Source organism: Streptomyces sp. NBC_01237 (assembly GCF_035917275.1).
Classification (GTDB): Bacteria; Actinomycetota; Actinomycetes; order Streptomycetales; family Streptomycetaceae; genus Streptomyces.
This window is the reverse complement of the sequence record NZ_CP108508.1, coordinates 165,182-189,157: the sequence shown is the minus strand read 5'-3', so window position 1 is coordinate 189,157 and position 23,976 is coordinate 165,182. Positions and strand designations below refer to the sequence as shown.

The 23,976-nt window shown below is 68.4% G+C and carries 21 protein-coding genes and 4 pseudogenes; 17 read left to right on the top strand and 8 right to left on the bottom strand.

Annotated features, from left to right (window positions below; translation table 11 throughout):
- The first annotated feature begins 12 nt into the window (after window positions 1-12).
- Entirely contained in the window at window positions 13-708 is a 696-nt protein-coding gene (locus OG251_RS01005; protein ID WP_326675043.1) for a response regulator transcription factor, read from the top strand.
- A gap of 10 nt (window positions 709-718) precedes the next feature.
- Window positions 719-1,825: a sensor histidine kinase gene (locus OG251_RS01000; protein ID WP_442818294.1), complete on the top strand. Its 1,107-nt coding sequence runs from the start codon at window positions 719-721 to the stop codon at window positions 1,823-1,825.
- Between the two features lie 105 nt (window positions 1,826-1,930).
- On the opposite strand, the gene OG251_RS00995 is transcribed toward OG251_RS01000, so the two are convergent.
- Window positions 1,931-2,092 carry a hypothetical protein gene (locus tag OG251_RS00995; RefSeq protein WP_326675041.1) on the bottom strand — a complete coding sequence of 54 codons (162 nt, stop codon included), beginning with the start codon at window positions 2,090-2,092 and terminating at the stop codon, window positions 1,931-1,933.
- Between the two features lie 175 nt (window positions 2,093-2,267).
- On the opposite strand from OG251_RS00995, the pseudogene OG251_RS44905 reads away from it, so the two are divergent.
- The 3 genes and pseudogenes from OG251_RS44905 to OG251_RS00985 form a co-directional block, all read left to right on the top strand.
- Window positions 2,268-2,732, top strand: a pseudogene (locus tag OG251_RS44905) (cation:proton antiporter domain-containing protein); the annotation flags it as partial.
- Window positions 2,725-3,049, top strand: a pseudogene (locus OG251_RS44900) (hypothetical protein); the annotation flags it as partial. The pseudogenes OG251_RS44905 and OG251_RS44900, both read left to right, overlap by 8 nt.
- A gap of 110 nt (window positions 3,050-3,159) precedes the next feature.
- A complete protein-coding gene (locus tag OG251_RS00985) occupies window positions 3,160-4,326 on the top strand; it encodes a lipid II:glycine glycyltransferase FemX (protein WP_326675039.1) in 1,167 nt (388 codons plus the stop codon).
- Window positions 4,327-4,800: 474 nt separating this feature from the next.
- On the opposite strand, the gene OG251_RS00980 is transcribed toward OG251_RS00985, so the two are convergent.
- The 3 genes from OG251_RS00980 to OG251_RS00970 all read right to left on the bottom strand — a co-directional run bounded on the left by OG251_RS00980 (window position 4,801) and on the right by OG251_RS00970 (window position 8,211).
- Window positions 4,801-6,333, bottom strand: coding sequence for a hypothetical protein (locus OG251_RS00980; RefSeq protein ID WP_326675037.1), 1,533 nt, complete (start codon window positions 6,331-6,333; stop codon window positions 4,801-4,803).
- Window positions 6,334-7,003: 670 nt separating this feature from the next.
- Window positions 7,004-7,489 carry a hypothetical protein gene (locus OG251_RS00975; protein WP_326675035.1) on the bottom strand — a complete coding sequence of 162 codons (486 nt, stop codon included), beginning with the start codon at window positions 7,487-7,489 and terminating at the stop codon, window positions 7,004-7,006.
- 425 nt (window positions 7,490-7,914) lie between these two features.
- Complete coding sequence (locus tag OG251_RS00970) at window positions 7,915-8,211, bottom strand: hypothetical protein (RefSeq protein WP_326675034.1); 297 nt, start codon at window positions 8,209-8,211, stop codon at window positions 7,915-7,917.
- 39 nt (window positions 8,212-8,250) lie between these two features.
- On the opposite strand from OG251_RS00970, the gene OG251_RS00965 reads away from it, so the two are divergent.
- From OG251_RS00965 to OG251_RS00940, 6 genes are all read left to right on the top strand, one after another.
- Window positions 8,251-8,742, top strand: a complete 492-nt coding sequence (locus OG251_RS00965; protein WP_326675033.1) for a hypothetical protein — start codon at window positions 8,251-8,253, stop codon at window positions 8,740-8,742.
- 276 nt (window positions 8,743-9,018) lie between these two features.
- On the top strand, window positions 9,019-10,206 hold the full coding sequence (locus OG251_RS00960; RefSeq protein ID WP_326675031.1) for a PP2C family protein-serine/threonine phosphatase: 1,188 nt from the start codon (window positions 9,019-9,021) through the stop codon (window positions 10,204-10,206).
- A 275-nt stretch (window positions 10,207-10,481) separates the two neighbouring features.
- The gene (locus OG251_RS00955; protein WP_326681109.1) at window positions 10,482-12,035 is read left to right on the top strand and encodes a PP2C family protein-serine/threonine phosphatase; all 1,554 of its coding nucleotides are present in this window, start codon (window positions 10,482-10,484) and stop codon (window positions 12,033-12,035) included.
- Window positions 12,032-13,126 (top strand): cobalamin B12-binding domain-containing protein, encoded by a 1,095-nt coding sequence (locus OG251_RS00950; protein ID WP_326675029.1) that lies wholly within the window; start codon window positions 12,032-12,034, stop codon window positions 13,124-13,126. The genes OG251_RS00955 and OG251_RS00950 overlap by 4 nt, the downstream gene beginning before the upstream one ends.
- The gene (locus OG251_RS00945) at window positions 13,123-13,533 is read left to right on the top strand and encodes an STAS domain-containing protein (protein WP_326675028.1); all 411 of its coding nucleotides are present in this window, start codon (window positions 13,123-13,125) and stop codon (window positions 13,531-13,533) included. Before OG251_RS00950 ends, OG251_RS00945 begins: the two co-directional genes overlap by 4 nt.
- A 49-nt stretch (window positions 13,534-13,582) precedes the next feature.
- A complete protein-coding gene (locus tag OG251_RS00940) occupies window positions 13,583-14,089 on the top strand; it encodes a MarR family winged helix-turn-helix transcriptional regulator (RefSeq protein ID WP_326675026.1) in 507 nt (168 codons plus the stop codon).
- 734 nt (window positions 14,090-14,823) lie between these two features.
- On the opposite strand, the gene OG251_RS00935 is transcribed toward OG251_RS00940, so the two are convergent.
- On the bottom strand, window positions 14,824-15,780 hold the full coding sequence (locus OG251_RS00935; protein ID WP_326675024.1) for a 3-oxoacyl-ACP synthase: 957 nt from the start codon (window positions 15,778-15,780) through the stop codon (window positions 14,824-14,826).
- Window positions 15,781-16,483: 703 nt separating this feature from the next.
- On the opposite strand from OG251_RS00935, the gene OG251_RS00930 reads away from it, so the two are divergent.
- Complete coding sequence (locus tag OG251_RS00930) at window positions 16,484-16,738, top strand: hypothetical protein (protein ID WP_326675022.1); 255 nt, start codon at window positions 16,484-16,486, stop codon at window positions 16,736-16,738.
- 201 nt (window positions 16,739-16,939) lie between these two features.
- Here the strand turns inward: OG251_RS00930 and OG251_RS00925 are convergent.
- Window positions 16,940-17,272, bottom strand: a pseudogene (locus OG251_RS00925) (transposase); the annotation flags it as partial.
- A 632-nt stretch (window positions 17,273-17,904) separates the two neighbouring features.
- On the opposite strand from OG251_RS00925, the gene OG251_RS00920 reads away from it, so the two are divergent.
- From OG251_RS00920 to OG251_RS00910, 4 genes and pseudogenes are all read left to right on the top strand, one after another.
- Window positions 17,905-19,458: an AMP-binding protein gene (locus OG251_RS00920; RefSeq protein WP_326675020.1), complete on the top strand. Its 1,554-nt coding sequence runs from the start codon at window positions 17,905-17,907 to the stop codon at window positions 19,456-19,458.
- A gap of 217 nt (window positions 19,459-19,675) precedes the next feature.
- Window positions 19,676-19,870, top strand: a pseudogene (locus OG251_RS44895) (hypothetical protein); the annotation flags it as partial.
- A gap of 163 nt (window positions 19,871-20,033) precedes the next feature.
- Window positions 20,034-20,336 carry a YncE family protein gene (locus OG251_RS00915; protein ID WP_326675018.1) on the top strand — a complete coding sequence of 101 codons (303 nt, stop codon included), beginning with the start codon at window positions 20,034-20,036 and terminating at the stop codon, window positions 20,334-20,336.
- Between the two features lie 19 nt (window positions 20,337-20,355).
- Window positions 20,356-20,715 carry a YncE family protein gene (locus OG251_RS00910; protein WP_326675016.1) on the top strand — a complete coding sequence of 120 codons (360 nt, stop codon included), beginning with the start codon at window positions 20,356-20,358 and terminating at the stop codon, window positions 20,713-20,715.
- 556 nt (window positions 20,716-21,271) lie between these two features.
- Here the strand turns inward: OG251_RS00910 and OG251_RS00905 are convergent.
- Window positions 21,272-21,700 (bottom strand): DUF3592 domain-containing protein, encoded by a 429-nt coding sequence (locus OG251_RS00905; RefSeq protein WP_326675014.1) that lies wholly within the window; start codon window positions 21,698-21,700, stop codon window positions 21,272-21,274.
- Window positions 21,701-22,537: 837 nt separating this feature from the next.
- Window positions 22,538-22,675 (bottom strand): hypothetical protein, encoded by a 138-nt coding sequence (locus OG251_RS00900; RefSeq protein ID WP_326675012.1) that lies wholly within the window; start codon window positions 22,673-22,675, stop codon window positions 22,538-22,540.
- A 104-nt stretch (window positions 22,676-22,779) separates the two neighbouring features.
- Here OG251_RS00900 and OG251_RS44890 point away from each other — a divergent pair, with 104 nt between their 5' ends.
- On the top strand, window positions 22,780-23,745 hold the full coding sequence (locus OG251_RS44890; RefSeq protein WP_442818293.1) for a serine hydrolase domain-containing protein: 966 nt from the start codon (window positions 22,780-22,782) through the stop codon (window positions 23,743-23,745).
- Window positions 23,746-23,976 lie beyond the last annotated feature (231 nt).

Here is a 23,976-nt window from a genome sequence, read left to right as displayed (position 1 = left end):
TAGCATGAGGGCATGCGTGTTTTAGTCGTTGAGGACGAGCCATACATGGCAGAGGCCATCCGCGATGGGCTGCGCCTGGAGGCGATCGCGGCCGACATCGCCGGGGACGGTGATACCGCTCTGGAACTGCTGAGCATCAACACTTACGCCATCGCCGTCCTCGACCGGGACATCCCCGGACCTACCGGTGACGAGATCGCCCAACGCATCGTTGACTCCGGCGGCGGCATGCCGATCCTCATGCTGACCGCTGCCGACCGGCTCGACGACAAGGCCAGCGGGTTCGAGCTCGGCGCTGACGACTACCTCACCAAGCCCTTCGAACTCCGAGAACTCGTGCTCAGGCTCAGAGCACTCGACCGCAGGAGCGCCCACAGCAGACCACCCGTGCGAGAGATCGCAGGCTTGCGTGTGGATCCGTTCCGCCGCGAGGTCTACCGCGAAGGCCGCTACATCGCGCTCACCAGGAAGCAGTTCGCTACGCTCGAAGTCCTCGTCGCTGCCGAGGGCGGTGTCATCAGCGCAGAAGAGTTGCTGGAGCGAGCGTGGGACGGGAACGCAGATCCGTTCACCAACGCGGTGCGCATCACGGTCTCGGCCTTGCGAAAACGCCTCGGCCAGCCCTGGCTGATCACCACCGTGGCCGGGGTCGGTTACCGCATCGGCACAGGACCGAGCGCCGATGACCAGGAAGCGGAGCGTGGATAGGCGTCAAGGGTTGAGCGTCCGCCTCAAGCTCACCCTCAGCTACGCCGCATTCCTTGAGATCGCGGGCGCCCTGCTGCTCGCCGCCGTGTGGATGTTTCTTCTGCGGGGAAGGTCGGACAGCCTGAGCGTCCCTGATCGGACCGACTTCCTACGCGTCTTCGACTCAAGCAATTTTGGACCGGTCGTCTTCATCCCGGCGGGAATCCTCGTGCTGGTGTTCCTGCTGATGTTCGGTCTCGTGGGCGGGTGGATTCTGGCAGGCCGGATGCTCACCCCGCTGATTCGCATCACCGACGCCACACGCAGGGTGGCGAACAACGGACCGCTCTCCCACCGGATCCGCCTACCGGGTCGCCGAGATGAGTTCCGCGAACTCGCCGACTCCTTCGACGTCATGCTCGCGCAGCTCGAAGCCCACGTCGCCGAACAACAGCGGTTCGCGGCCAACGCCTCTCATGAACTGCGCACTCCGCTGGCGGTCACCAAGGCGCTTCTCACCGTGGCCCGCAACGATCCGAACCGCGACACCGGCGAGCTTGTCGAGCGGCTCCGCGTGATCAACACCCGGGCCATCGACCTCACTGAAGCATTACTCCTGCTCAGCCGCGCCAACCAGCGGTCATTCACCAGGGAACACGTCGACCTGTCCCTCATGGCGGAAGAAGCCACGGAAACGCTCCTTCCTTTGGCGGAAAAGCATGGCGTCACCATCGAAACCACCGGTGACGTGAGCATCACCATCGGCTCTGAGGCGCTCCTGCTGCAGATGACCACGAACCTGCTGCACAACGCGATCGGCCACAACCTGCCTGAACAGGGCATCGTATGGGTGAATACCAGCGTCCACCCCAACTCTATTGTGCTCGTTGTCGAGAACACCGGTGAGAAGCTCGCCCCAGAGCTGGCGTCGACGCTCACCGAGCCGTTCCAGCGCGGCACCGAACGCTTGCACTCCGACCACGCAGGTGTCGGTCTCGGCCTGGCAATCGTCAAAAGCATCACCCGAGCACACGACGGAACCCTCACCCTCACACCCCGCCCGGCTGGCGGGCTACGCGTCACGGTGCGACTGCCCGCCGCGTCAGCGCACACACAAACAGATGGCGATCAGGCCTGACGAAGGTCCGGAGCTCAGAGGGCTGTTGTCGGTGCGTCTCGCCCGTTGTCCGCTAGCTGATGGCGATCACGAGCCGAGGAAGATCGGACTCGACGTCCACTGACGTCAAGCCGACATCGTGTCCGGAGCCAGCTCGCGGTGGCTCAGCACCCGGCGCTCCAGTGGGCCGAAGACGCCCACGTCGATCGCGGTGCCCAGCGCCAGGATCAGTACCACCGCGGCCAGTACGAGGCTGAAGTCATGCTGGTTGCGGCCCTCGTCGAGCATGCGGCCGATCCCGGGCAGTGTTCGGCGACGGATCCGCCGCCCTCGCCGTCGTCTCCGGTGATGGGCGGGTGCCCGGTCCACGCGTGCTGAAGTCCGCGAGCCACATCATCACCGACGCGATCGAGGCGATGCGCGATGAATGGGACCGGGACCGGTTGCCTGATGTTTCCTGGCCATGTTGACGGCCGTGCACACCGGTTCCGGGGCCGCGGGCGCTCTGCCCATGATCGGTTACAGCATCCTGTTCACCGCCGTGATGCTACTCGGAGTGTCCCGGCTGCTGCGGCCGCTGGCGCGGCACGTCGGCCGGCAGGGCACTCTGAGTCCCGGCGTGATGTACGTCGTCGTCATCGTCCCGATCGTCTGCGGATACCTCACCGACCTGATCGGGATCGTCGCGGTCTTCGGCGGCTTCAGCGCCGGCCTGGCCATGCCCCGTGACCCGCAGTTCCGCCAAGCGCTGCACAGCCGGATGATGGGCGCCGTCTCCGCGCTACTGCTGCCCATCCTCTTCGCCCTGCCCGGCCTCACCACCGACCTGCAGAGCATCTCGGCCGACACCCTGCTGTTCGGCGTCGCCGCGCTCCTGGTGGGTTCCGCGCGCAACCACCTCGGCGGCGCCCTGGCCATGAAGACACTTCGCTACCACGGTGGCCACCGAGATGGGGCTGCCAGCGGTGTACGTGGCGCAGCTGGGTCCGTGAGGGGGATACGTAAGGGTGACTTCTGGACGGACTCGCGGGACGCCGGTGCGACGAAGCTCGCCAAGGCCGTCGCCGCCGAGCGCAGCGAGCGGGTGCGGGTGCTCGGTGGCTTCAACGGCACCATGGACGACCGGGCCGACGGCCTCACCTCGCGGCTGCGCTCGGTCCTGGACGTGGCCGGGGACGGGTTCGGCTTCCGCTGGCCGGCGAGGTGGCGCGGATCGGTCAAACCCTGGTCTGTGGCGTGGAGCCGCCGGCCGGTGGTGGCCAGAATCAGATGGTTGGCCGCCGGGGGGTGACATGTCGTCGGCATATCGAGAATCGCATACACCCGGGCAACACTCCACCACATTGACTGGCGGCATGTCCTTCAACCCCTCCAGCGAACTCAAGCGAACTGCAGCCGGGAATCCGGTCGTCAGGCCGATCAGCGACGCCGAGCATGTGGCGTTCGTGCGGGCCCAGCGGTCGGTCAGCTTTCTGCAGACCCCGGCGTGGGGCCGCGTCAAGACCGAGTGGCGCAGCGAATCCCTCGGCTGGTTCCTGGGCCGGTCCCTGGTGGGTGCTGGGCTCGTACTGCACCGCCCGGTGCCGCGGCTCGACCGCTTCACGCTGGCGTATCTGCCCGAGGGTCCGGTCATCGACTGGAGCGGCGAGATCGGTGCTTGGCTCGATCCGCTGGCGGCCCATCTCAAGGCCCAGGGCGCGTTCGCGATCCGGCTCGGCCCGCCGGTGCGCACACACACCTGGAGCGCCACCCAGGTCAAGGAGGGCATCGCCGACCCGGGCAGCAAGCGGCTCACCGACATCTCCGGGCACTGGTCCGACCCGGTCGGTGCCCGCGTGGGCAGCAGGCTCCGGGAGGCCGGCTGGCTGTCGCAGAGCCCGGAGGACGGGTTCGGGGTCGGGCATCCACAGTTCAAGTACGAGATCCCGATGGCAGGCAGGACCGAGGACGAGCTGCTCAAGGGTATGAACCAGCAGTGGCGCCGCAACATCAAGAAGGCGGCCAAGGAGGGCGTCCAGGTCACGGTCAGCGACAGGGGCGCGGAAGACCTCAAGGCGTTTCACGACCTCTACGTCCACACCGCCGAGCGCGACCACTTCACACCCCGGCCGCTGCGCTACTTCGAGACCATGTTCGCGGCGCTGAGTGCCGAGGACCCCGAGCGGATCAAGCTCTATATGGCCCGCCACCAGGGCGTCTTGGCCGCCGCCACTGTCCTGGTCCGCGTCGGCGCCCACGCTGTGTACGCCTATGGCGCCTCCTCCACCGCGAAGCGCGAGGTGCGTGGTTCCAACGCCTGCCAGTGGGCGATGATCCGAGACTCGCTCGCGGCCGGATGCGACGTCTACGACCTGCGCGGCATCACCCCCACCCTCGACGCCGACGACCCGCACGTCGGCCTTGTCCAGTTCAAAGTCGGCACCGGTGGCCAGGCGTTGCGGTACGTCGGTGAGTGGGACCTGCCGCTGCGGCCGATGGTTTACCGGGCCTTCGGCCTCTATATGAGGCGGCGCGGACGCTGAACCGCGCAGCCGACTACGCGAGCGCGGCGGGGACTTCGTCGCGGCGTGCCGCAGGAAGCCTTGACCAGCACACATTCGCCTGCGGCAAGGTGGCCGCGCAGCCAGTCGACAGCCGCCACCACGCCGTTCCGGGAGACGGGTCGTCGTAGGAGTCGTTGACCAGCATCGTGCCGCCTCGGCCCCATCGAGGGGAGCTCTGCCGCTAGAAGAGTCTTCTAGGCCGTTCACCCGGTCCGCCCTGTCCGCCGGGTGCCCCTTCCACCAGTTCGCCTCGGTGATGATCGCGAACTACCCGTGGTGAAACTCGTCCCGGCGCAGGCGGAGCAAACCGTGCATGCACCATTCGAATCGCCTTGATCACGTCCCGCCGGGTGGTCAGCGGGTGCGCGGCCGTTCGCCGGGCCAGGTGGCTGCGCGTGGGCCGAGGGGCGTAGCGAGCCCAGACGATGCCGACCAGCTCGGGTGCGGTGATGCTCACGCCTGTTCCTCCTGCGCTGTGGTCAGGCTCGCCTTGATGGCTTCCTCGTCCGACATCCCGCTCCGCGTCAGGTCGCGCGAACTCCATGGATCGTCGTTGCTCGTCCAGGTGCGGTTGATTGTCTCCTGCAATCGGGACAGGTAGGCCTCACCGTCACGTTCGTACTGTCGTACCTCGGCGGCTTTCAGGCGGATCAGTCTCGACCCCTCCACTGCGCTGTACCAGCAGCGCGCGTTCATGAAGAGGTGCTTTCCCTTGGAGAACAGGACCCAGGTGCTGCCGTCGGTCGCGATCCGTTCAGGGCGCTCTGCTTCCCGCGCGATCCGGGCGGCATCGCCCCACAGTTCCACCGGGGGGACCTGTTCCGGGGTTCGGCGGTAGGTGTCGTTGAGCGAGACGTACTCGAAGGTCGGGTCCGCGTCGCGGTGCAGCGCGAAGCAGATGTGCCGGTGGCAGATCGTGCATCCCAGCTGTGCCTCGATGTGTTCCATCAGCCCGGAGTCGTGCAGGCGGAGCATGTCGTCGAGCGCCACCCAGTTGTGCGCCTGACGGAGACGGCCGGCGGCGACCCCGTCATGCAACGCTGTGATCGTCGCGTACACGTCGACGCCGTCGGACGCCGATGTCGTCCTGGTCAACACGCCCGCGCAGCCGGGGCAGCGCTCGTCAGCAGGATCGGTCCTGGCGTATGTGTCCTCCGCTGTCATCTGGATGAGTTTCAGATGGCCCGGCGCATCCTTGTTGGCCCACCGGTCGTAGAAGAGCTTCACGAACCCGCCTCCGACGGAATGGGCCGCGTTCGGGCCCGTGCGTCCGACGATCGGCTCACCGAGTGCCTCCTCGACCTGGCTTCTCGAGGCGTTCCGGTTCAGCCCGGGGATCAGGGTGCTGATCCCCGTGAAGCCCCGCGGCGCGGCCTCGGTGGGCTGGACATGGAAGAGGATCGCCGTCACCGTTCCGTCCCGGAGCATGATCTCGCCGCCGGAGGCGAACGTCAGGTACCGGTCGTGGTGTGCGGGCGCACCAACCTCGAACTCGCTGATCACCGGGTTCGAGCCGAGCAGCTCGATGGCACGCTGTACGACATCGTCGCGCTCGGCCATCAGGAGAGCGTCGTTGTACGGCTCGAAGGCTTGCCGCACCGCGGTTGCTCTGGCCGCTGCCCTGCTTTGCGTCTCCTGTGCACGCCGGGCGCGTTCCGCATCGTTGATGATCAACGACTCGACGCCGAACCACAGCCGCTTCTCGAACGCGTCACGATCCCGGGAGCGCGTCAGATCGGCCTCGCACAGCAACGCCAGTGAATCCCGAATACCACCCAGAAAACGCTTGTTCATCATGGTCAAGTACTGCTCGACCTCGGAATCGGTGCCACCGAGGATCGTGTCGATCACCCGCTGACACTTTCCCGGCGGACGCGCCGGGGCGGCATCGGGGTGAAAAACAGCGAGTTCGCCGAAGAGTATGGCAAAGACGGCCCAACGCCGAAGTGCGCTGCGCTCCGCAACGGCGATGTGCTGTGCGGTCATCGCGAAGCAGAAATGATCATGCCGTCCGTCCCGGGCGACCCACACATTCAACGTCCCGTGACCGTCCTTGCGGACGTCGATGAACGGCTCGTCCTCACCAGGGTCGGGCAGCAGCCACAGCCGCCGTACGTCCCGGCCGGGCTCCGGGACCTGTGGGGCTCGCTTCCTGCTCATGGCTCCTCCTCGTGCATTTCACGCTCGCGGCACTTCCCCCGTCCTCACGAGGTCCCGCTGCATCTCTGGCGTCTCGACCAACCGTGCCGACGCCCAGGAGGCCGCCGCTGCATTCGACATCGTGCCAGTGCGGCCCGGGGCTTTACGAGGTATGCCGAGGTTGATCGCGATGCCGCCGGATGCGGAGTCGGTCTGGTCGATTCTGGACTGGGCGCCGGCGAGGCTGCTGACGCGAGGCCCTTCGATTTCTCCGAGTCGGCTTTCCCGCTCGGCCTCGGTGATGCGGTCGAGGAGGCTGTCGTGGATCTCCGCCAGCCGACTGCGCTGTGCGATCGGCTATCGAGGCGGACCAGAACGCCGGCCCACGCCGGTGTCCGGATCCCGGCGTCGGGGCGGCCCGGCCAGACGCATAGCGTCTGGTCCCGCCTTGGCTTCGAGCATGCTGACGGCGGGCGGGCGGGAGACGAGCGAGGTCTGTGCCGCGAGCCGCGCCGCGCTACCTGCCCGGCCGGGCAACATCCCCAGGTATCCGAGACCGTTCATGGAGTTCTTCGGCGAAACGCGTCCGGTAGACGCCGTGGACGATGGCCCAGGGAGACTGATAGCCCCTGTGCTCCGGGTCCGAGACATCCTCGTCCCACGGCACTACGCAGTCCGGAAGCAGCCGCGCACGGCCCAGATACATCTGCGCAGCCTCTTCCAACCGCACTTCTCCTGCGATCACCGAGCTCCATAGCCCGCAGCCCTGCCCGACCACCCACATGCACAGATCCTCGGTGCTGTCTTCGGACCAGACGTCCCCCTCCACGCTCACGCCTTCCGAAAAGTCGGCCAGCGAATCAGCCGCGGACTCGTACCCGAGCGCGAAGGCTTCAAGGACTTCCCGCGGCTGGGACTCCAGCCACGATTCAAGGGCGGACAGGCGTGGGCGTGTCCCTTCCAGGACTTCCCAGAACCAATCAGGAACATGATCCGGTCCCATTTCGGCTCCCGTGTCGATGGCTGTGGCCAGCCCGACCGTACAACGGGATGGGATCACTGGACACTCCCGGACTCCACCGCCGGCGAGTGACGCTCTTCATCCGCGCAGTCACCGGCTTACAGTCGGGCACTTGCAGGACGAAGAGTCGGAGCCAGCGCTGAGCGGGGCGAGACCCGGACGACATCGCCCCTGAACCCAACAGCCCCACCCCCCCGCCCGCTTACCAGCGCATGCAATCGGCAACACACCCGCCAGGACACGTCCGAAGCTGCGCCCAGTGCGGAGGGTGGAGTCTCAAGACCGAGTGTCGGGGGAGACCAGGGGGCTGTCCTGCGACCCCAGCGGCATGAGTCCTCGGGCCACGGTGCCCGGGGCTTCTCTGTGCAGTGCCGTTCGACCGGTTCGACGATCGGCAACGGCCGGTGTCACGCCCACTCCACCCCGAGCCAGGCGAGGACGTTGCGCTGCTCCTGTGTGAGTTTGGAGCGTCGGCTTTTGGTGTTGCTGATGAATACACCGAGTTTCACGATGTGTTCCTGGCCGTCGATGTCGCTGGGTTGCTCGTGCTGTCTCGGGCCGGGCCGTTCGTGGCCTTCCCTCTGGAGGTACCGCGCGAGGGCCGCGATCCCCCACCGGAAAGGTGTCGACAGCCCGCCCATTTCCTTTGCCGCGTGTGCTGTCACCGGGGTGGGTGCGGGTTCGTCGGGCGTGACGCTGGGCATGTCGAGGCGTTCCTGCTGCGCCCAGGTGTTTGCCTTCCGTTGCTGTGCGAGCCGCTTCCCCAGGTCGTCGCCCTCGAAGAGGACACCGGGTCGGATGTGGGGGAGGGCTCTGCCGGTCTCGGTGTCGGAGAGGATCCGGTGGTGGCGTTGCCGGTCCAGCGGTCACGTGCGCTTCGAGTCCTCGTCGATGGCGGCCAGTTGCTCGGCCCGTGTCCCGGCGCGTTCCGGGTCTTTGCCCGGGCCGCCGTCTGTGCGGCGCAGGTTCGTCGTCAGTTGCCCGATCGCTACCAGGTCATCGTCCGTCTCACCACGGGCCGGGTCCTTCGCCCCCGGCCGGCTTCGCTTTCCTTTCCTGCCCCTCGTGCCTGGCCCGCGTTCGAGGGCGGCTCAGGCGTGGCGCGGTGTGTCCAGGAGGTGGAAGTCGCGGATCAGTACGGCAGTGGCGCAGTGGGGCTTGTGCTGGGCTTCGCGGGTGAAGGCATCGTGCGGGAAGGCACTGAGACCTCGGATCTGAGCCTTCTGCGATCCTGAGCCAGGAAACCGCCGCAGGACAGGCCGACGGTCGCACCGTCCTCTCGGCACGGTTTCCCGCGCCCCGGCCACCACTCACGCGGACACTCGGCGCTCCCAGGCGATTTCGAGAATTTTCCAGGATGTGGCCGCTTCCGGGCACTGGAGGGGAGGCTGGCCGGTGGAGGGGTCCTGGGGCGTGTGACACTCCCGAGTGGGCTTTGGTGCCCGTTCCGGCTGGTCGATGGTGTCAGTCGCTTTGATGGGGATATGCGTAAGAAAGTAGGTTCGGTACCGGTGGACAGACCCAGCGCGGTCGAGCGCTCGCTGCGCGCGGCCGCGCCCCATGAGATCTTCGACGTGATGCGCTCCGTGATCGAGCACCGCCACCATGCCCGGGGGGTGGACCTGTTGCTGGTCGACTACGCCATGACGAGGCTGCAGCCCGTCGGGGTGCTGCCGCATACGCGCTCTCCGGTGCCGGTGCACGACAGCGCTCCGGGCCGTGCGTTCGGCGCCCAGGAACCGCACTGTGTGTACGACCACTCGGCGTCCACGGTGACGGTGCACCTGCCGGTCAGTGTCCGAGGCGACCGGCTGGGCATCCTCAGCGTCACCCTCCAGGTGGGCGAGGGCGAGGAGCTGGAGGCGGCCGTACTGGAAGACCTGCGGGATTGCGCCGACGCCCTGGCGCACGAGGTGGTTGTCGCCGAACGAGACACCGACCTCTTCCTGCAGGCACGGCGAGCGGAACGGCTGACCTTGGCCGCCGAGATGCAGTGGCAGCTGCTGCCCGGGCGCTCCTGCGCTCGGCCGGAGTACAGCCTGGGTGCCCAGTTGGAGCCCGCCTACGCCATCTTCGGCGACAGCTTCGACTGGTCGGCCTCGGCCGACGATCTGTACGTGACCGTCAGTAACGGCATGGGTGAAGGCATCGACGCCGCCCTGTTGACGAACCTCGCCGTCAACGCGCTGCGCAATGCCCGCCGCGCCGGCCTGAGCCTGAGCGATCAGGCCTATCTTGCCGATCAGGCGGTGTACGGGCAGTACGGAGGAAGCCGGTACCTGTCGACACTGCTGTTCCGCTTCCACCTCCCGACCGGGAACGTGGAGATCATCGACGCCGGTTCACCGCGGGTCTGGCGAGTGCGCAAGGGGGTCGTCGAACCGATCGAGCTGGAGGCGCAGATGCCCCTGGGCATGTTCGAGGACACGGCCTACGTTCCGCAGCACTTCCAGGTCGAACCTGGAGACCGGCTGCTCTTCATCAGCGATGGCGTCTACGATGCCTTGTCCCCGGGCGGCGAGAAGTACAGCCTCCGCGCGCTGGCCGTGTCGATCAGCAGCACCCGCCTGTTGCCCGCCCCGCAGGTGCCCAGAGTGATGCTCCAGGAACTGCTGGGTCACCGCGGCTCCGGCCCGGCGGCGGACGACTCACTGGTGATGTGTCTGGACTGGCACGGCCGACCGAGCCGCGACGTCTAGGGCCTCAGACGCCAGGCGTGTGGTTTTCACGTGAAGAACCTGCAACCTTCTGCACGAGAAGCCCGCGCGGGGAGGAGGGCAGGTTGTCAGGCGGTGGCCCCGTGGGGGATTGTTGCCTTCAGGCAATCGTCTAGTTGATGAGGTGAGGGATCCGCTCAGCGGATCTTCAACATTTGGTACCCACTCAAGTGCAGACCGCCGTAGACACGGGGCCCGACCTTCCATGGGGCCGGGCCCCGTACCCGGTCCTGATCGCCGACGTCGATAGCGCTGTCGTGCAGTGCAATGACGCGGCAGGTCTTCTTCTGCCCGCCGCGGCCCCGGGGACACCCCTCGTGGACGTGGCTCCGGCCTGGCTCTGTGCCGCCCACCGCACGCTGAGTTCCCCCGGCCCGCAGGCCGTCCCGGTCGCCGAGCGGTCGCTGGGCGGCGCGATCGGCGGGCGCCGTTTCGAGGCGCACCCGACTGTGCGGAAGGACGGCTCGGTGGCGTGGTGGCTGGTGGATGACACCGATCACCAGCTCGTCCGGGAAGCCCTGCACATGGAGCGGGAGCGGACCGCGTTCCTCGCGAAGGCATCCAACGTTCTCCTCTCCTCCCTCAATTTGGGACGCTGTATGGACGTGACCGCGCAGATGGCTGCCGAGAGCCTGGCGGATGCGGCACTGGCGATCGCGCCGGCACGTGGGCAGCGGCTGCCGGTGGTGACCTGCCTGCGCGGCGGTGCCCCTGTTCTGTCCACCTTGACGGTAGACCCTGATGACGTGCCGGGGCTGGGGGAGGCGCTGCGCGGGTTCCCTCCCGTGCCCTCGCGATGGATCGACCCGGCTACCGCGCCGGCGTGGATGGTGCCCGAGGGGTTCGGGCCGGTCGGCTCGATCGTCATCACCCCGCTTCCCGGGCACGGTGTGGCTGCCGGAGCACTGATCCTGCTGCGGAGCACGGAGAACGCCGCCTTCAGCGATGACGAAGAAGTCTTCGCCCGATTGTTCGCCGCCCGTGCCGGGGCCGCGATGTCGGCCGCACGGTTGTACGCGGAACAGACCGCGATCACCGACATTCTCATGCGTGAGCTCCTGCCGCCGACCTTGCACCAGATCTCCGGGGTGGACTTCGCCGGGCGCTACCGGCCGTCCGCGGACCATGAGCGCATCGGCGGTGACTTCTATGACGTCCACCCCGCCGCGGTCGAAGGCGAAGCCTCGCTGGTTTCTCTCGGGGACGTGTGCGGCAAGGGGCTGGAGGCCGCCGTACTGACGGGCAAGATCCGCAACACGCTGCATGCCCTGCTTCCCCTGGCCGGTGATCACCAGCGGATGCTCAGCCTGCTGAACACCGCGCTGCTCAGCTCCCACCACACCAGGTTCGCGACCCTGGTCCTGGCCTCCGCCGTACGCCGCGGCAACACGGTGGACCTCAAGCTCACCAGCGCCGGCCATCCCAGCCCGCTGATCATCCGTGCGGACGGAACAGTCGAGGAAGCCGATACCCACGGCACCCTGATCGGGGCCATCCCGAACATTTCCTCCAGCACCACAGCGGTATCTCTCGCACCGGGGGAGTCCTGCGTGCTCTACTCCGACGGAATCACCGAAGCCAAGGGCGGCCCGATGGGTAACGACCTGTTCGGGGAGGAACGCCTCAAGCGCGCCCTCGCCGAGTGCGCGGGCATGCCGGCCGAAGGGATCGTGGAACACGTGCAGATGCTGGCCGCCCAGTGGCTCGGCAACCGCCCCCACGACGACATGGCCGTCGTCGTGATCTCCGCTCGCCGCACCCACCACCTCAGCGCGGTGAACGGTCACACCCGGGGCAGGTTCACCGCATGACCACATGCACCCCGCAGAGCCTTCCCCGCCCCGAACCTGCGGAGCAGTCGGCGGAACTGCTGTGGAACGCCGTCTCAGCCGCGGACGAGTACACGGCCACGAAACTCGTGCTGCGCATGCTCGACGAGGGGGCCGGTCCGGAGAGCGTCCTTCTTGATGTGATCGCCGTGGTGCAGGGCCGCGTCGGTGAGGAATGGGCGGCCAACCGGATCAGCGTCGCCCAGGAGCACGCGGCGACCGCCATCAACGACCGGGCCGTCGCCGCAGTGAGCGTGCACTCCGCCGCCCGCACCACAGCCACCCGGGGCAGGATCACGGTGGCCTGTGTGGATGGCGAATGGCACGGGCTGCCCGCCCGCCTGCTGGCAGAGACCCTGAAGCTGCGCGGCTGGCAGGTCGACTACCTCGGAGCCCAGGTACCCACCCCGCACCTCATCGCCCACCTCCACAACACCCGAGCGGACGCGGTCGCACTCTCCAGCTCGATCGCCACCAGGCTGCCCACCGCACACGCGGCAATCACCGCCTGCCAGGCCGTCGGCGTCCCCGTCCTCGTCGGTGGCGCCGCCTTCGGACCCGAGGGCCGGTACGCGAAGCTGCTGGGCGCCGACATATGGGCCCCCGACGCCCGTACCGCCGCCGACCGTCTGGCCGAGGGGGCGCTGCCGCGCCCGGGGGCCGACCACCAGCAGTTCGACGACCTGCCGCACCTGGCCGACCAGGAATACACCCTGGTCGCCCGCAACAGCGCCTCTCTCGTACGGAACGTCTTCACCGCGCTCGAAGACGCATTTCCCGCGATGCGTTCCTACAGCGATCTCCAGCGCGAGCGCACTGCGGAAGACCTCGCCCACATCGTGGAGTTCCTCGCCACCGCGCTCTACCTCGATGACGAGGAACTTTTCACATCGTTCGTCACCTGGACCGCGCAGATCCTCGTTGCCCGGCACGTCCCCGCCCACGGTCTGCCCCCGGCCCTGGATCTGCTGGCCCGCGAGCTCAAGGACCTCCCCCGAGCCACCCGCATCCTTCGGGCCGGGACGCACTCCCTCGCCTCCGCCCCCTTCACCGCCGCCGGGAACATCGCATGACCACACACCCCCACCACCTGCGCCTGACCACGATCGACACCCAGGACAGCGTCCGTATAGAGGTCCATGGCGACCTCGACCACGACAGCGTCGGCCTCCTCCTGAACGAGGTCACCGCACAGCTCTCGGCCCGGCCCGCTCTGACGGACCTGCATCTGCATTGCGCGGACCTCGGCACCGTCGATTCCATGGGCCTGTCCGCCCTGCTGATGATCGGCCGCCGCACCGCCAAGGCCGGGGTACGGCTCCACCTGGACGACCGGCCCGCGAAGCTGGACCGCCTCCTCCGTCTCACCGGTACCCTTGACCACCTCACGGCGCCGCCCCTCGTCGGCACGGTGAGGTCCTCCTTGACCGAGGAGAGCGTTGTGGCGGCCCGCCCCACCGGACCGGACGGCACCACCTGAGCCACTGCCCGGCCGTTCACCGGGCAGAAGCACACACCGACGGGCAATCATGACCGCAGCAGACGCAGCCCCCAGCGGAATCTGGCATGAGGCAACCCACTCCGCGAGCTTCATCACCGAACTCCTCGACGTGATGTGGGACAACGCCAGAAACGCCACCGCGGGCATGACAGCGCCCAGCTCCACATCTCAGCTGCGTCTGATGTATGTCGTCGACCGCGAGGACGGCATACGGATGCGCACAGTCTGCGAACGCCTTGCCTCCGCAGCTCCGACCGTGACCCGCATGTGCGACCGCCTGCAAGCCACCGGCTTCCTCGAACGCATGCCCAGCCCCGACAACGGCCGGGAAATCACCCTGAGACTCACCCCCAGCGGCAAGAGGCATCTGCAACGCATCCGTGAACAACGCGACACCATGCTCCACCAGGCCATCGACAACATGCCCCCCGCCGAACGCCGCGCCCTGGCCCAAGGGCTCGCAGGACTCCACACACAGCTCAACACCGCCCACGAACAGGAACACCACACACCCGGCAGCCACTCCGCGGCCTGAACCAGCTAATGCCGCATCAGTGCAGGCAAAGACACAGTCGTCAGGACAAGGAACGCGGAACTCCGAGGGTTCTGGGCAGTTGCCGTAACGGTCTTGCGCGTCGGCGCGATCGGCGACCGGTCATTCTGCCTTGAGGAGCGGGGCCGGCTCGGCCACACGACTGCTCCGCTGACCCGGCTCTCCCAGGGCACCGGGACACTCAGCCTCCAGCAGGACGCGCGCGGCCAGCAGAAGTTCGAATCTTGGCGCGATGGGCACCAGACAGGACGATTCCGGCCCGGTGTGGTCGGCGCTCGACCGGAACCGTCGCGCCCATGGTGGGACGCTGTCGAACTCCGGCGAAGACAGGCCGCGGAGAAATTCCCAGGACGTGGCCCGTACTGCGCACAGTGTCCGAGTACACGGGGGCGACACTCAGCAACGAGAAGGTCAACAGTCGATCCAGACCGTGCCGCAGGACAACGGCCAGGGGTATGGCCCGCCACAGCCCAAGGCCGTGAGATCTCTCGGCCTTGGGCTGCGCCACTGCCAAACCGATCCGTCACCAGGCACATTCCCCACAGAGGGACGAGGTTCGGTGGAGGTTGTCCGTGCCTCGCACCGGCCACCGCCCTTCACGAAGCCGACGGACCGCTGCGGGCACCGTGCTGCCCGTTGACCCGACAACGCCCGGGCAGGAGTTCCGTCACCGGTACCGGGCACCAGCCGCCCACCCCAAATTCATGGGCTCCTGGTCAGATCTCCCAGAGGGTTACGGCCCAGGCCGCCACACGCGCGTTGCCCAGGACCAGGACGTGATCTCCCGTGGTCAGGGCGCCGGTGGCCAGGAGGCGGTCGAGGTTGAGGACGACGTCCATCGGTCCGAGGTGTCCCCACCGCGCGAGGTGCTCCCCGCAGATCGGGTGGATCGGCAGGTCCAGGGCCTGTTCGTAGAAGCCGTACGCGCCGGTGGTGGTGTTCGGCATCAGGGTCGCGCTCACGTCGTCCTTGGTCAGGCCGGCCTCGGCCAGGACCTCGTCGACGAGCGCGGCCGTATGCATGCGGCCACTCATGGCCAGTTCGAAGGCCCGGCGCCCGCCGGCACTCTCGTGGGGCGACTCGCGGCCGGGGGTGCGCGGGTGAGTGCCGGCGAGTTCGTGAAACCGTCCGTCGGCACGCATCCGGTGGGCCACCAGGACGGGCCGGCCGCCACGCACCAGCGTCATCGCGAAGGCCCCGTCGCCGATGACCATCACCGGATGGCGCACCCGGCTGCTGTCGGTGGGCCTGCTGCCGTACGTCACCAACACGCTGCGCCGCGCCGGGTCGGCCGCCAACAGGTCGCGGGCCAGGGCCCAGGCCACGGCCGACGCCGCGCACCCCGATCCCGCCACGGTGAAGGGGAACGCCGCCGTCATGCCCGCCGCGTGCTGGACGCGCCCCGCGTCCGTACCGACGTCCCCTTCTCCCGGCCGCGCGGCGATGTGGATCATCACATCCGGCTCGTGCGGGTCCGCGGCCAACAGCTCCCGGCACGCACGGGCGGCCAGCGCACCCGCGTCGGTGTCGGCGTGCACGCCCACCGAGCGGACACCGGAGGCGTCCGATCCCTCGGGCGCCGCGTACCCGAGCCCGGCGAACTGGGGAAGGTCGACGACCCGAACGTGCTCGCCGGGCAGCAGGCAGTGGACAGCGCCGATTCCGATACTCACCGAACTCCCTCGATCGCGTTCGCTGCCGGCGGCAACCGGCCTGCCCAGATTGCTCCTTCGGCGATTCCCATCACCCCCGTCGCGTCCTGGGCGCCGTCGTCCCCCGTCGGTGGGCGACCTCAGACCGGCACCAGGGCAGGCGCGCCGCGCCTTGCCGACGCCTCGACGAATCTCCCCACGACCACACCGCCCGCACGCCTGATCCGGGGAGGCGCATCGAAGCGCCCACGCGCACCCACCGTCTCGACTCCCACGCCCGGTTCGCGAGTTCGCGCCCTTTGCGCCCACCTCGCGGGCCGCCACGCCACGCTGAGCCTGCTCGCCGAACTGCTGGACTCGGTACGGGCGCCGTCCCGCCCGACGGCACCCTGGTGTCAGCGATCCGCTGACGGCTGCTCAGGGGCGGTGGAGCCGAACGTAGACGTCTTGGACGAAGGTCACCGTCATCACGTAGCGAACGGTGACTCCGGCTACGGTGGTCTCGCTTCGGTGGGCGTCAGCCTTGACCAAGATGGAACCCTGGCGGCACTGCTATCGGCCTCCTGGCTCTGCGGCGGGCCGAGTGTTGACCGGGGCCCCGGTAGGAGGAGCGGTTCACCGCATCGTCTGATCATGGGCCTGTTCTGGGCATCTTGCGGTTCTTCCCGTGATCACGAGGGCTGTGCCCGGCCGGCCCTCCGGAGCGTGTTCACACGCCATTCCCATGAAGGGGACGATCACGACCACTGTCGCCGGTGATCCGATCGCCGTGAAACGGGACGCGGCGTTCAGCATCACCGACACCGACGGGGATGGCTATGCCAACTGGTCCGATGTTCAGCGACTCGTCGACCGATGCCTCTCCTCCTATGAGATCGGCAGGAACGACCGCTGGGCTCACTCTGTGGTAGGGGTGGCGGCTGTCACTGATGGTGCCCGGGGTAGCCGCCCCATGTCCGAGGGAAGCTCATGCGTGTGATGTCGTACTGCGACGGGTGCGCCGTCGCACGGCCGGGCTCCGTTGCCCCTGACCCGTGCTCTGGCCGGTGCCGGCCATGAGGTGACGCTCGTCCCGCCGAGCCTGGCGCCAGTATTCGCCTGGTTCATCGAGGCCCTGCGCACCGGCACCAAGCAATAGCCTCACTACCACGCGCCTGACACCCGGCCCAAGGTCCCGCGATCATGCCTCGACGGCCTCGGGGTGTTCGGCGGCCTGCCCTCGTTCGAACCGGGCTCCTGCACGAACGAGGGCGACGAGGTACGGGGCGTTCACGGCCCGCCACCGGGCCCGGGCGGAATCGATCAGCGAATCGATCAGCTTGAAGACCATGGCGAGGGCGGTGCCTCGGCTGCCGGCTCCCTTGGCAGCCTTGGTCCTCAGGCGCACGGTGGCGAAGGTCGACTCGTTCAGGTTGGTGGTCCGCAGATGGATCCAGTGTTCGGCGGGAAAGTCGATGAAGGCCAGCGGCTCGTCCTCGTCGTCCGTAAGGCGCTTGACGACTTTGGGGTACTGATGGATTCGCAGGTGGACGCCGTCAGCCCAGACGTAGACGTAGGCGGAGTCAGTGGCAGACATGCCGCGGCTGCTGAAGGAGCGTGAACTCTACCTTTCCCTTGTGGATCAAGGGATGGGGAACGCGTAGCCTGCCGGCCCGTCGGAGTGCACGAGCGGACCAGCAGGGATTGGCGCTACGGACGGGCGGATGGGCGGGTGAAGAGGCCGCAACCGACTGCGGGCGAAGGATGCGCCGACGGTCGCGGTCCTGCCCACGATGCCTGGCACGCGGAAGTGGCCTCGACGCGGCTGTTGTTCAAGGGCGGCTGGGTAGCGGAGACCGGGTGGGGGAGCGCCGACGGGGAGCGGGCGGCGTTCCTGGACGCGGACCTGCGAGGTGCCCGTTCGGCCGGAGGTTTCGCGCGGTCGCAGCCCCCCGGCCTCCGCGCTCTGATGCTGTTCGTCCAGGAGAGAGGACGGGCGATGCCGCCCACTGGCGATTCCCATGGACCGGATCAGGCCAAAGAGGCTGGTCGCATCCCTTTTCTCTCAGCGCGCTCTTGATCGACGGCGCCGATCCTGGCTGTACTGGGGGTCGCAGCCGAGTCCCGCGATCCCCCACTTCACCAGCATCAAGCCGGAGAGGCCCCATGTCTGCCCCAACAGGCCACGCGTTCCGCAACTACGTCGAGGACATCCTCGACGGCCTCTCCGACATCCCGGGCCGCGAGATTCTCGTCGCCGGGGAGCGTGGTGAACGCCGCATCGGGGCATCGGAGTTCCGTTCCCTGGTGTACCGGATGGCGCTCGCCCTCGAAGAGCGCGGGGTGGGGCCGGGAAGGGCGGTGACCTTGCTGTGCGGGAATCTGCCGGAGACCATCGCGGTGCGCTACGCGGTGAACCTGCTGGGCGCGCACTACAACCACCTGTACAACAGACTCGGTCCGGACGTGCAGGCGAAGATCGTGGCCGACGTGGAGACGTACGCGCTCGTCGTCGACCCGCGACTGGCTGCCCGCGCCGCACAGATCACCGAGGCGGTGCCGGTGGAACAGGTCCTGGTGCTCGGACCGGTTCCTTCGGAAGCCCCGGCTTCCGGTGCAGACCTCCTCGCGCTCGCCGCGTCGCAGCCGGAGCATCCCGTGGAGAGCAGGGCGCGCCCCGAGGACCTGTGCATGATCCGGCATTCCGGTGGAACCACCGGTCACCCCAAGGGTGTACGCGGCACATTCGCCAGGATGCGGACCACCGGCCTGATGCAGGAGCTGTTCGGCGCGGCCCGCCGCGACCTGGTGTGCACGCCCCTCTCGCACGCGGGCGGCTTCCTCGCCGACGCCACGCTCGCGAGCGGCGGGACCGTCGTCCTGCATGACAGCTTCGACCCCGGAGAGGTTCTTGCGACGCTCGAACGCGAGCGGGTCACGCATGTACTCCTGCTGCCCCCGCATCTCTACCAGGTCCTCGACCATCCGGACATCGACCGCACCGACACCTCCAGCCTGCGGCGGATCACCTACGGCAGTTGCCAGTCCTCCCCGGTCCGCGTCGCCGAGGCCGTCCGCCGCTTCGGCCGTGTCCTGCAGCAGAGTTACGGGCAGTTCGAGGCCGGGGCCGTAAGCGTGCTGCCCGCCGAGGAGCACGACCCGGACCGGCTGGATGTCCTGCGCACCGCGGGCCGCGTGATTCCCGGCGTAGAGGTCGAGATCCGCGACGAGAACGGCATGGTGCTTCCGTACGGGGAGGTCGGGGAGATCTGCGTGCGGGGCCCCCAGGTGATGGACGGCTACTGGAAGGACCCCGCACTGACCGCCGAGGTGCTGGAGGAGGACGGCTGGCTGCACACCGGCGACCTCGGCCGCCTCGACGCCAAGGGCTACCTCACCGTCGTCGACCGCATCAAGGACATGATCGTCGTGGTCGGCGGCCATGTGTACACCACCGAACTGGAGGGCTTCCTCCATACCCACCCCGACGTCCGGCACAGCGCCGTCTACGGCGTCCGCGACCAGGGCCGCATCGAACGCATCCACGCCACCGTGGTCCTCGCCCCCGGCAGTACCGCTGACGCGGACGAACTGCGCGCCCTGGTCCGCGCGGGCCGTGGGGAGCTGTACGTCCCGGACCGCATCGACTTCGTGGACGCGCTGCCGCTGACCGACGCGGGCAAGCCCGACAAGAAGGAACTCCGCCGCCGGGCGTCCTGACCAACGCCCGAAGAACTACTGCCGTCCTGGGGGTGCGGGGGATTCGGCCGGGGCCGGTGTGGTGGCGCGGGCAGGGCGAGTACGCCCAGCTTGTGAGGGAAGTGAAGGGGCGCGGATGTCCGACAAGATCATTTGAGAGGGACGGACGGCTCGTTCGACGGTGCCGTCCTCAAGGCGGCCGGACCGGTGCTGGTGAACTTTAGGGGCGGAGTGGTCCGGGCCGTCCAGGATGATCACCCCACTGCTCGACGGGCCGGCCGAGGAGTACGAGGGGAGTCATGATCGCCAAGCTCAACGTCGACCACAACCCGCAGACCGCCCGCAGCACGGTGTGCAGCAGGTTCCGACGCTGCTGCTGTTCAAGGCGGGCCAGGTCACGGCGACCCGGATCGGGGCTCTCTTCAAGAGGTAGCTGAAGGAATTCCTCGATGCGAACCTCTGACCCGGCAGGCCGGGCGGGGCTCTGTGTTCTTCCACCGGTCCGGCCCCGTGGTCGGGTTGATCCGCCGAGGTGCCGACAAAGCCTCTTTTCGTGCGGGCCCGCGCGCAGGCGTGGGCGAGGGGGGAGGTTCCAAATGAACAGTCCCACAGTGGTCACCCGGCGACGGGGCGGTCTGTTGCGCTGGGCGGCGGTTCTGGCTGTGAGCGTGGTCCTGGCCGCCACGGGGCTGACGGCCGGCATTGCCGGGCGAGCCGCTGCGGCCGCCGCGCATCCGACGGCGTACTTCGCCAACCACGATGCGGACACCGTTTCCGCAAGCGATACGGTCACCGGCACCACCGTGGCCAGCATTCCGGCCGGGGATTCGCCCCAGGGCGCGGCGATCGCCCCCGACGGAGAGCGCGTCTATGTCATCAAGTCGAGGCGGGCAAGCTGACCGTCATCGATCCAACATCGTGACAGTCACGTACCCGGTCGGGACCTCCCCCTTCGACATCGCCATCAGCTCTACGGGCGCGCAGGCGTACGTCGCCGACCAGGGTGCCGATACCGTCCGGGTCATGGACCTGGCGACCGGGGCGACCGTTGCGTCCGTCGCCGTCGGCGCGATGCCGACGGCGGTGATTGTCAGCGCGGACGGCGCCCGCGCCTGTGCCGCCAACTACGTCGGCGGAACGGACTCCGTCATCGACACCGCTACCAAGGCTGTCACGGCGGCCATCTCCACCGGCGGTGACACCTGGTCCCGCTGCGGTTGTCGCAAGGCAACTGGCAAGGCGCGTTCTCGTCCTGGGGCCATACCTCGTGGGCGGTGAGTCCTTCGCAGAGGCGCACGGCTCCGGGTCGCCGAAGGTTGGGTACATGCGGTCCTCGTGGTGGTCCTGGCCGTCGTACACTGTCTCGATCACGAGGGTCCTCCTGATGGGTGAAGCGGTGCGGCACTCCCTACACCGCCCCAGCACCCCAAGACGGCGAAACAGGGCGGAGAACAAGAGAGTTGAGGCCGGTGTGACGTGCAGTGGCAGCTGTCGCCGGGGACGGCGCCGGCCGGGCTGGAGGGTTCACCGCATCGAACGGCGGCGACGGGTCCGGCTGCGCACAGACCCTTCTGCAGGCAAGTAGCAGGCGCCGCCGGCCCTGCACTCAGCGCCCTTGTCCCCCAGGTCGGAGCGTGTCGTGGGCCCGCCGCACGAGCACCCCGACGCGGCCCGGGGAGGCGACCCAGGACGGCACCTGGGGCACGACTCAGGGCACGACCCGTTCGCACCGCGCCGACCGGGGCGGCCGCCCGAGGCCGGGCGACGGGTGCCAGGACGTGGAACAGGAGTGCGTAGTGCCGGCCGGATGAAGCCCGGCGTACGAGTCCCGGGGTCAGACCATCAGGGCCAGGGCGGACGCGATGGCCACCGCCAGCACCGCACCCACCCCGGTGATCAGGGCTCTGGCGTGGAGCATGCCGAACGAGGCGGCACGGGTGGTCGCCCCCTCCGGATTCCGGGCGCTGTAGTGGACCGTCACGAACTCTCCCTCGGCCGGGACGTGACGCGATTGGCGCTCCTCGATGCTGATGGTGCGCCCGTCGGCCGTACGGAATTCCAGCGTGGGGTATTCGTAGGTGACGAAACCGCCCTCGGCGTCCTGCCCCTCCTCGGTACGCACGGCCGTGCACCGGGCCTCGGCCGTGTGCCCCTCCGCCCAGGCGGCCCGCAGCTGCGGGCCCTTGAGCTGGCGGTCCAGCAGTCGGCCGTAGATCACGCTCGCGCCCAGGGAGACGACGAGGAAGACGACAGCGATGACCATGATTCTCCCGGAATGCTCACGTCCCGGCCTCGGGTACCGGTACGCTTGACGGCCGAATGTTCGTAGGGGTGAAGGCAGTCATGATTCCGCGTGCGTCAGTCGTCGGCAAGGGGCTGCTCTTCGCCACGGAACCCCTGGGAACGCAGAAGCCACAGCGGCGCACGGCCACCGACCCGGGCGCGCTCCCGGGTGTCAGCCCGATGGCCTCGGGGCCATCTGATCCTGGCCCGCCCCGGAACGCCGGATGGTCAGCCGGTCTCCGCCGGTGCGCCTCGGAAGTGCGCGACATATGACGCAGCAGCGGAGTGCCGGCCACCGACAGAACTGGAGCGGCGACGACCGTACCGACCGTTGCCGAGCCGGACTGTATGGATCCTGGCCACGCTCTCTATCCGCACCTCTCCAGTCTGCCGATCAGAAGAAACTCGTCCACCACGTTCACGGAATGTGTGCCGGAACCCGAGTCCCGGCAGCGGAAGACCGTCAAGTCCTGCTCCGCCCCGGGCCTCGCGAGCGGAGACACCGTCCGGCCCGTGGGCGCCGTGGTGGAGTAGCCCCGGCCCGGCCGGGGCGGTACGTGGAGCTGCCGGGCAGCTGCCTCGATGTCGTCCTGGCCCGTGGGCGGATGGTGGCCGCCTGGGCCGCGTCCTGAGAACTCCATGGTCGTTCCCCCAGAGAGGCCGCGGTCCTGCGGCCTGTCAGTACTGATCGAAGGGGAAGCACGATGAAGGTCACGCGCAAGGCAGCGGCCGGGCCGTGGTGGCCATGGCGGGCATTGCCATGCAGTTCTGCCGGCCGTTTCGGCACACGCCGCGCCGGGGCCCTTCTGTCGGGCGGTCATCGGGGTCTGTACCTGGACGGAGGCCGCACCTCGTCCAGGAGAAGTTCGGCGCAGCTGCACGACTCCGGGGCGCCGATGGTCGGATACATGCGGTCCTCGTGGTGGTCCTGGCCGTTGTACACGGTCTCGATCACGGGTCCTCCTGGTGGGTGAAGTGGTGCGCCACTCCCGTACACCGCCCCCGTTCCCGAAGGCGGCGAAGCCGGGCGGGGAACACCAGAGTTGAGGCCGGTGTGGGGTGCAGGGGCAGCGGTGGGGTTTTGCGGGGGCCCTTGTCCTGCAGTCGGAGGCGGAGAGCCGGCTCGGTGTCGACGACACGGTGGAGAAGTGGCTGCCGGGCGTGGTCCGGGGCAAGGGACACGACGGCCGTTGCATGATCGTCCGGCAGCTGCTGAACCACACCAGCGGTCTGTACGACTACTTCAACGACCCCGCCCTCCAACAGATCGGCCCGGCATGGCTCCAGCATCTGCACGAGACCTGGACACCGGGGGAGCCCCTGGCCGTCGCCGTGTCGAAGCCGCCGCCCGGCCGGCCGGGCGGGCGGTTCGTGTACTCCAACACCAGCTACCTGCTGGCCGAACTGATCGTGGAGAACATCACCGGCAGTACCTATGAGGACGAGCTGCGCCGGCGCATCGTCGACCTGCTCCACCTGCGGGGCACCAGCTCGCCGGGCACCCGTGAGGCGCTCCCACGCCCGTCCGGAAGGGCCTACTCCACCGCGCGGGTCCAGATGCCCCTGCCGGGCGTCGACGTCACCGAGTTCAGCTTCTCCCCACTCCGCGTCGCCGGTGAGGTGATCAGCACGGCCGGGGGACCTCGACCGCTTCTACCGCGCCCTGCGCGCAGGCCGTCTGCTGCCCGGGAAGCAGCTGCGGAAGATGACCACCCGGGTGTCAGCCGGCACCGAGGAGCACGGCCTCGGCCTCTCCCGTATGACCACCTCCTGCGGGATCGAGCTGTGGGGGCAGCGCGGCGGCGGCTACGGATTCGAGGCACTCACGGTCTCCACCCGCGACACCCCCTACCGCATGACCCTGTACATCAGCACCGACCACCTGGCCCCGGCAGGCACGGCGGTCAGGGACATCACCGACGCCGGGTTCTGCCCGCCTCCGCAACCGTGTCCGGAGCGGGCCGTCGTCCTCGACGCCCAACCACCCGCCCACACCCAACGCACCGCCCTGGCAGGGCCACCTGAGGACTGGGGACGGGTCTTCCGTCAAGCAGTGGCGCCATCACACCGCACGCGGTCGACCGCGTGCAGGGCTCGCTCCGCTATTTGGCCGACAGCTGGAACCGTGGACCCTCTGCCGTGTTCGTTGTTCTGGTCGCGGTCAGCCACCTGCGGCGCCCGGACCCCGGGAGGTGTCGGCTTCGGCCTGTTCGTCGAGACGTCGGCGGGCGTCGTCCCAGGTGAGCGGGAGGTCTT

Excerpts from the sequence above, each read along its gene's own strand:
- OG251_RS00905 (WP_326675014.1), bottom strand. The coding sequence starts at position 21,700 with ATGGTCATCGCTGTCGTCTTCCTCGTCGTCTCCCTGGGCGCGAGCGTG.
- OG251_RS00930 (WP_326675022.1), top strand. The coding sequence starts at position 16,484 with ATGAAGGGGACGATCACGACCACTGTCGCCGGTGATCCGATCGCCGTG.
- OG251_RS00915 (WP_326675018.1), top strand. The coding sequence starts at position 20,034 with ATGAACAGTCCCACAGTGGTCACCCGGCGACGGGGCGGTCTGTTGCGC.
- OG251_RS00985 (WP_326675039.1), top strand. The coding sequence starts at position 3,160 with ATGTCCTTCAACCCCTCCAGCGAACTCAAGCGAACTGCAGCCGGGAAT.
- OG251_RS00950 (WP_326675029.1), top strand. The coding sequence starts at position 12,032 with ATGACCACATGCACCCCGCAGAGCCTTCCCCGCCCCGAACCTGCGGAG.
- OG251_RS00995 (WP_326675041.1), bottom strand. The coding sequence starts at position 2,092 with ATGCTCGACGAGGGCCGCAACCAGCATGACTTCAGCCTCGTACTGGCC.
- OG251_RS00945 (WP_326675028.1), top strand. The coding sequence starts at position 13,123 with ATGACCACACACCCCCACCACCTGCGCCTGACCACGATCGACACCCAG.
- OG251_RS01005 (WP_326675043.1), top strand. The coding sequence starts at position 13 with ATGCGTGTTTTAGTCGTTGAGGACGAGCCATACATGGCAGAGGCCATC.
- OG251_RS00980 (WP_326675037.1), bottom strand. The coding sequence starts at position 6,333 with ATGACCGCACAGCACATCGCCGTTGCGGAGCGCAGCGCACTTCGGCGT.
- OG251_RS00940 (WP_326675026.1), top strand. The coding sequence starts at position 13,583 with ATGACCGCAGCAGACGCAGCCCCCAGCGGAATCTGGCATGAGGCAACC.
- OG251_RS00975 (WP_326675035.1), bottom strand. The coding sequence starts at position 7,489 with ATGGGACCGGATCATGTTCCTGATTGGTTCTGGGAAGTCCTGGAAGGG.
- OG251_RS00970 (WP_326675034.1), bottom strand. The coding sequence starts at position 8,211 with ATGCCCAGCGTCACGCCCGACGAACCCGCACCCACCCCGGTGACAGCA.
- OG251_RS00920 (WP_326675020.1), top strand. The coding sequence starts at position 17,905 with ATGTCTGCCCCAACAGGCCACGCGTTCCGCAACTACGTCGAGGACATC.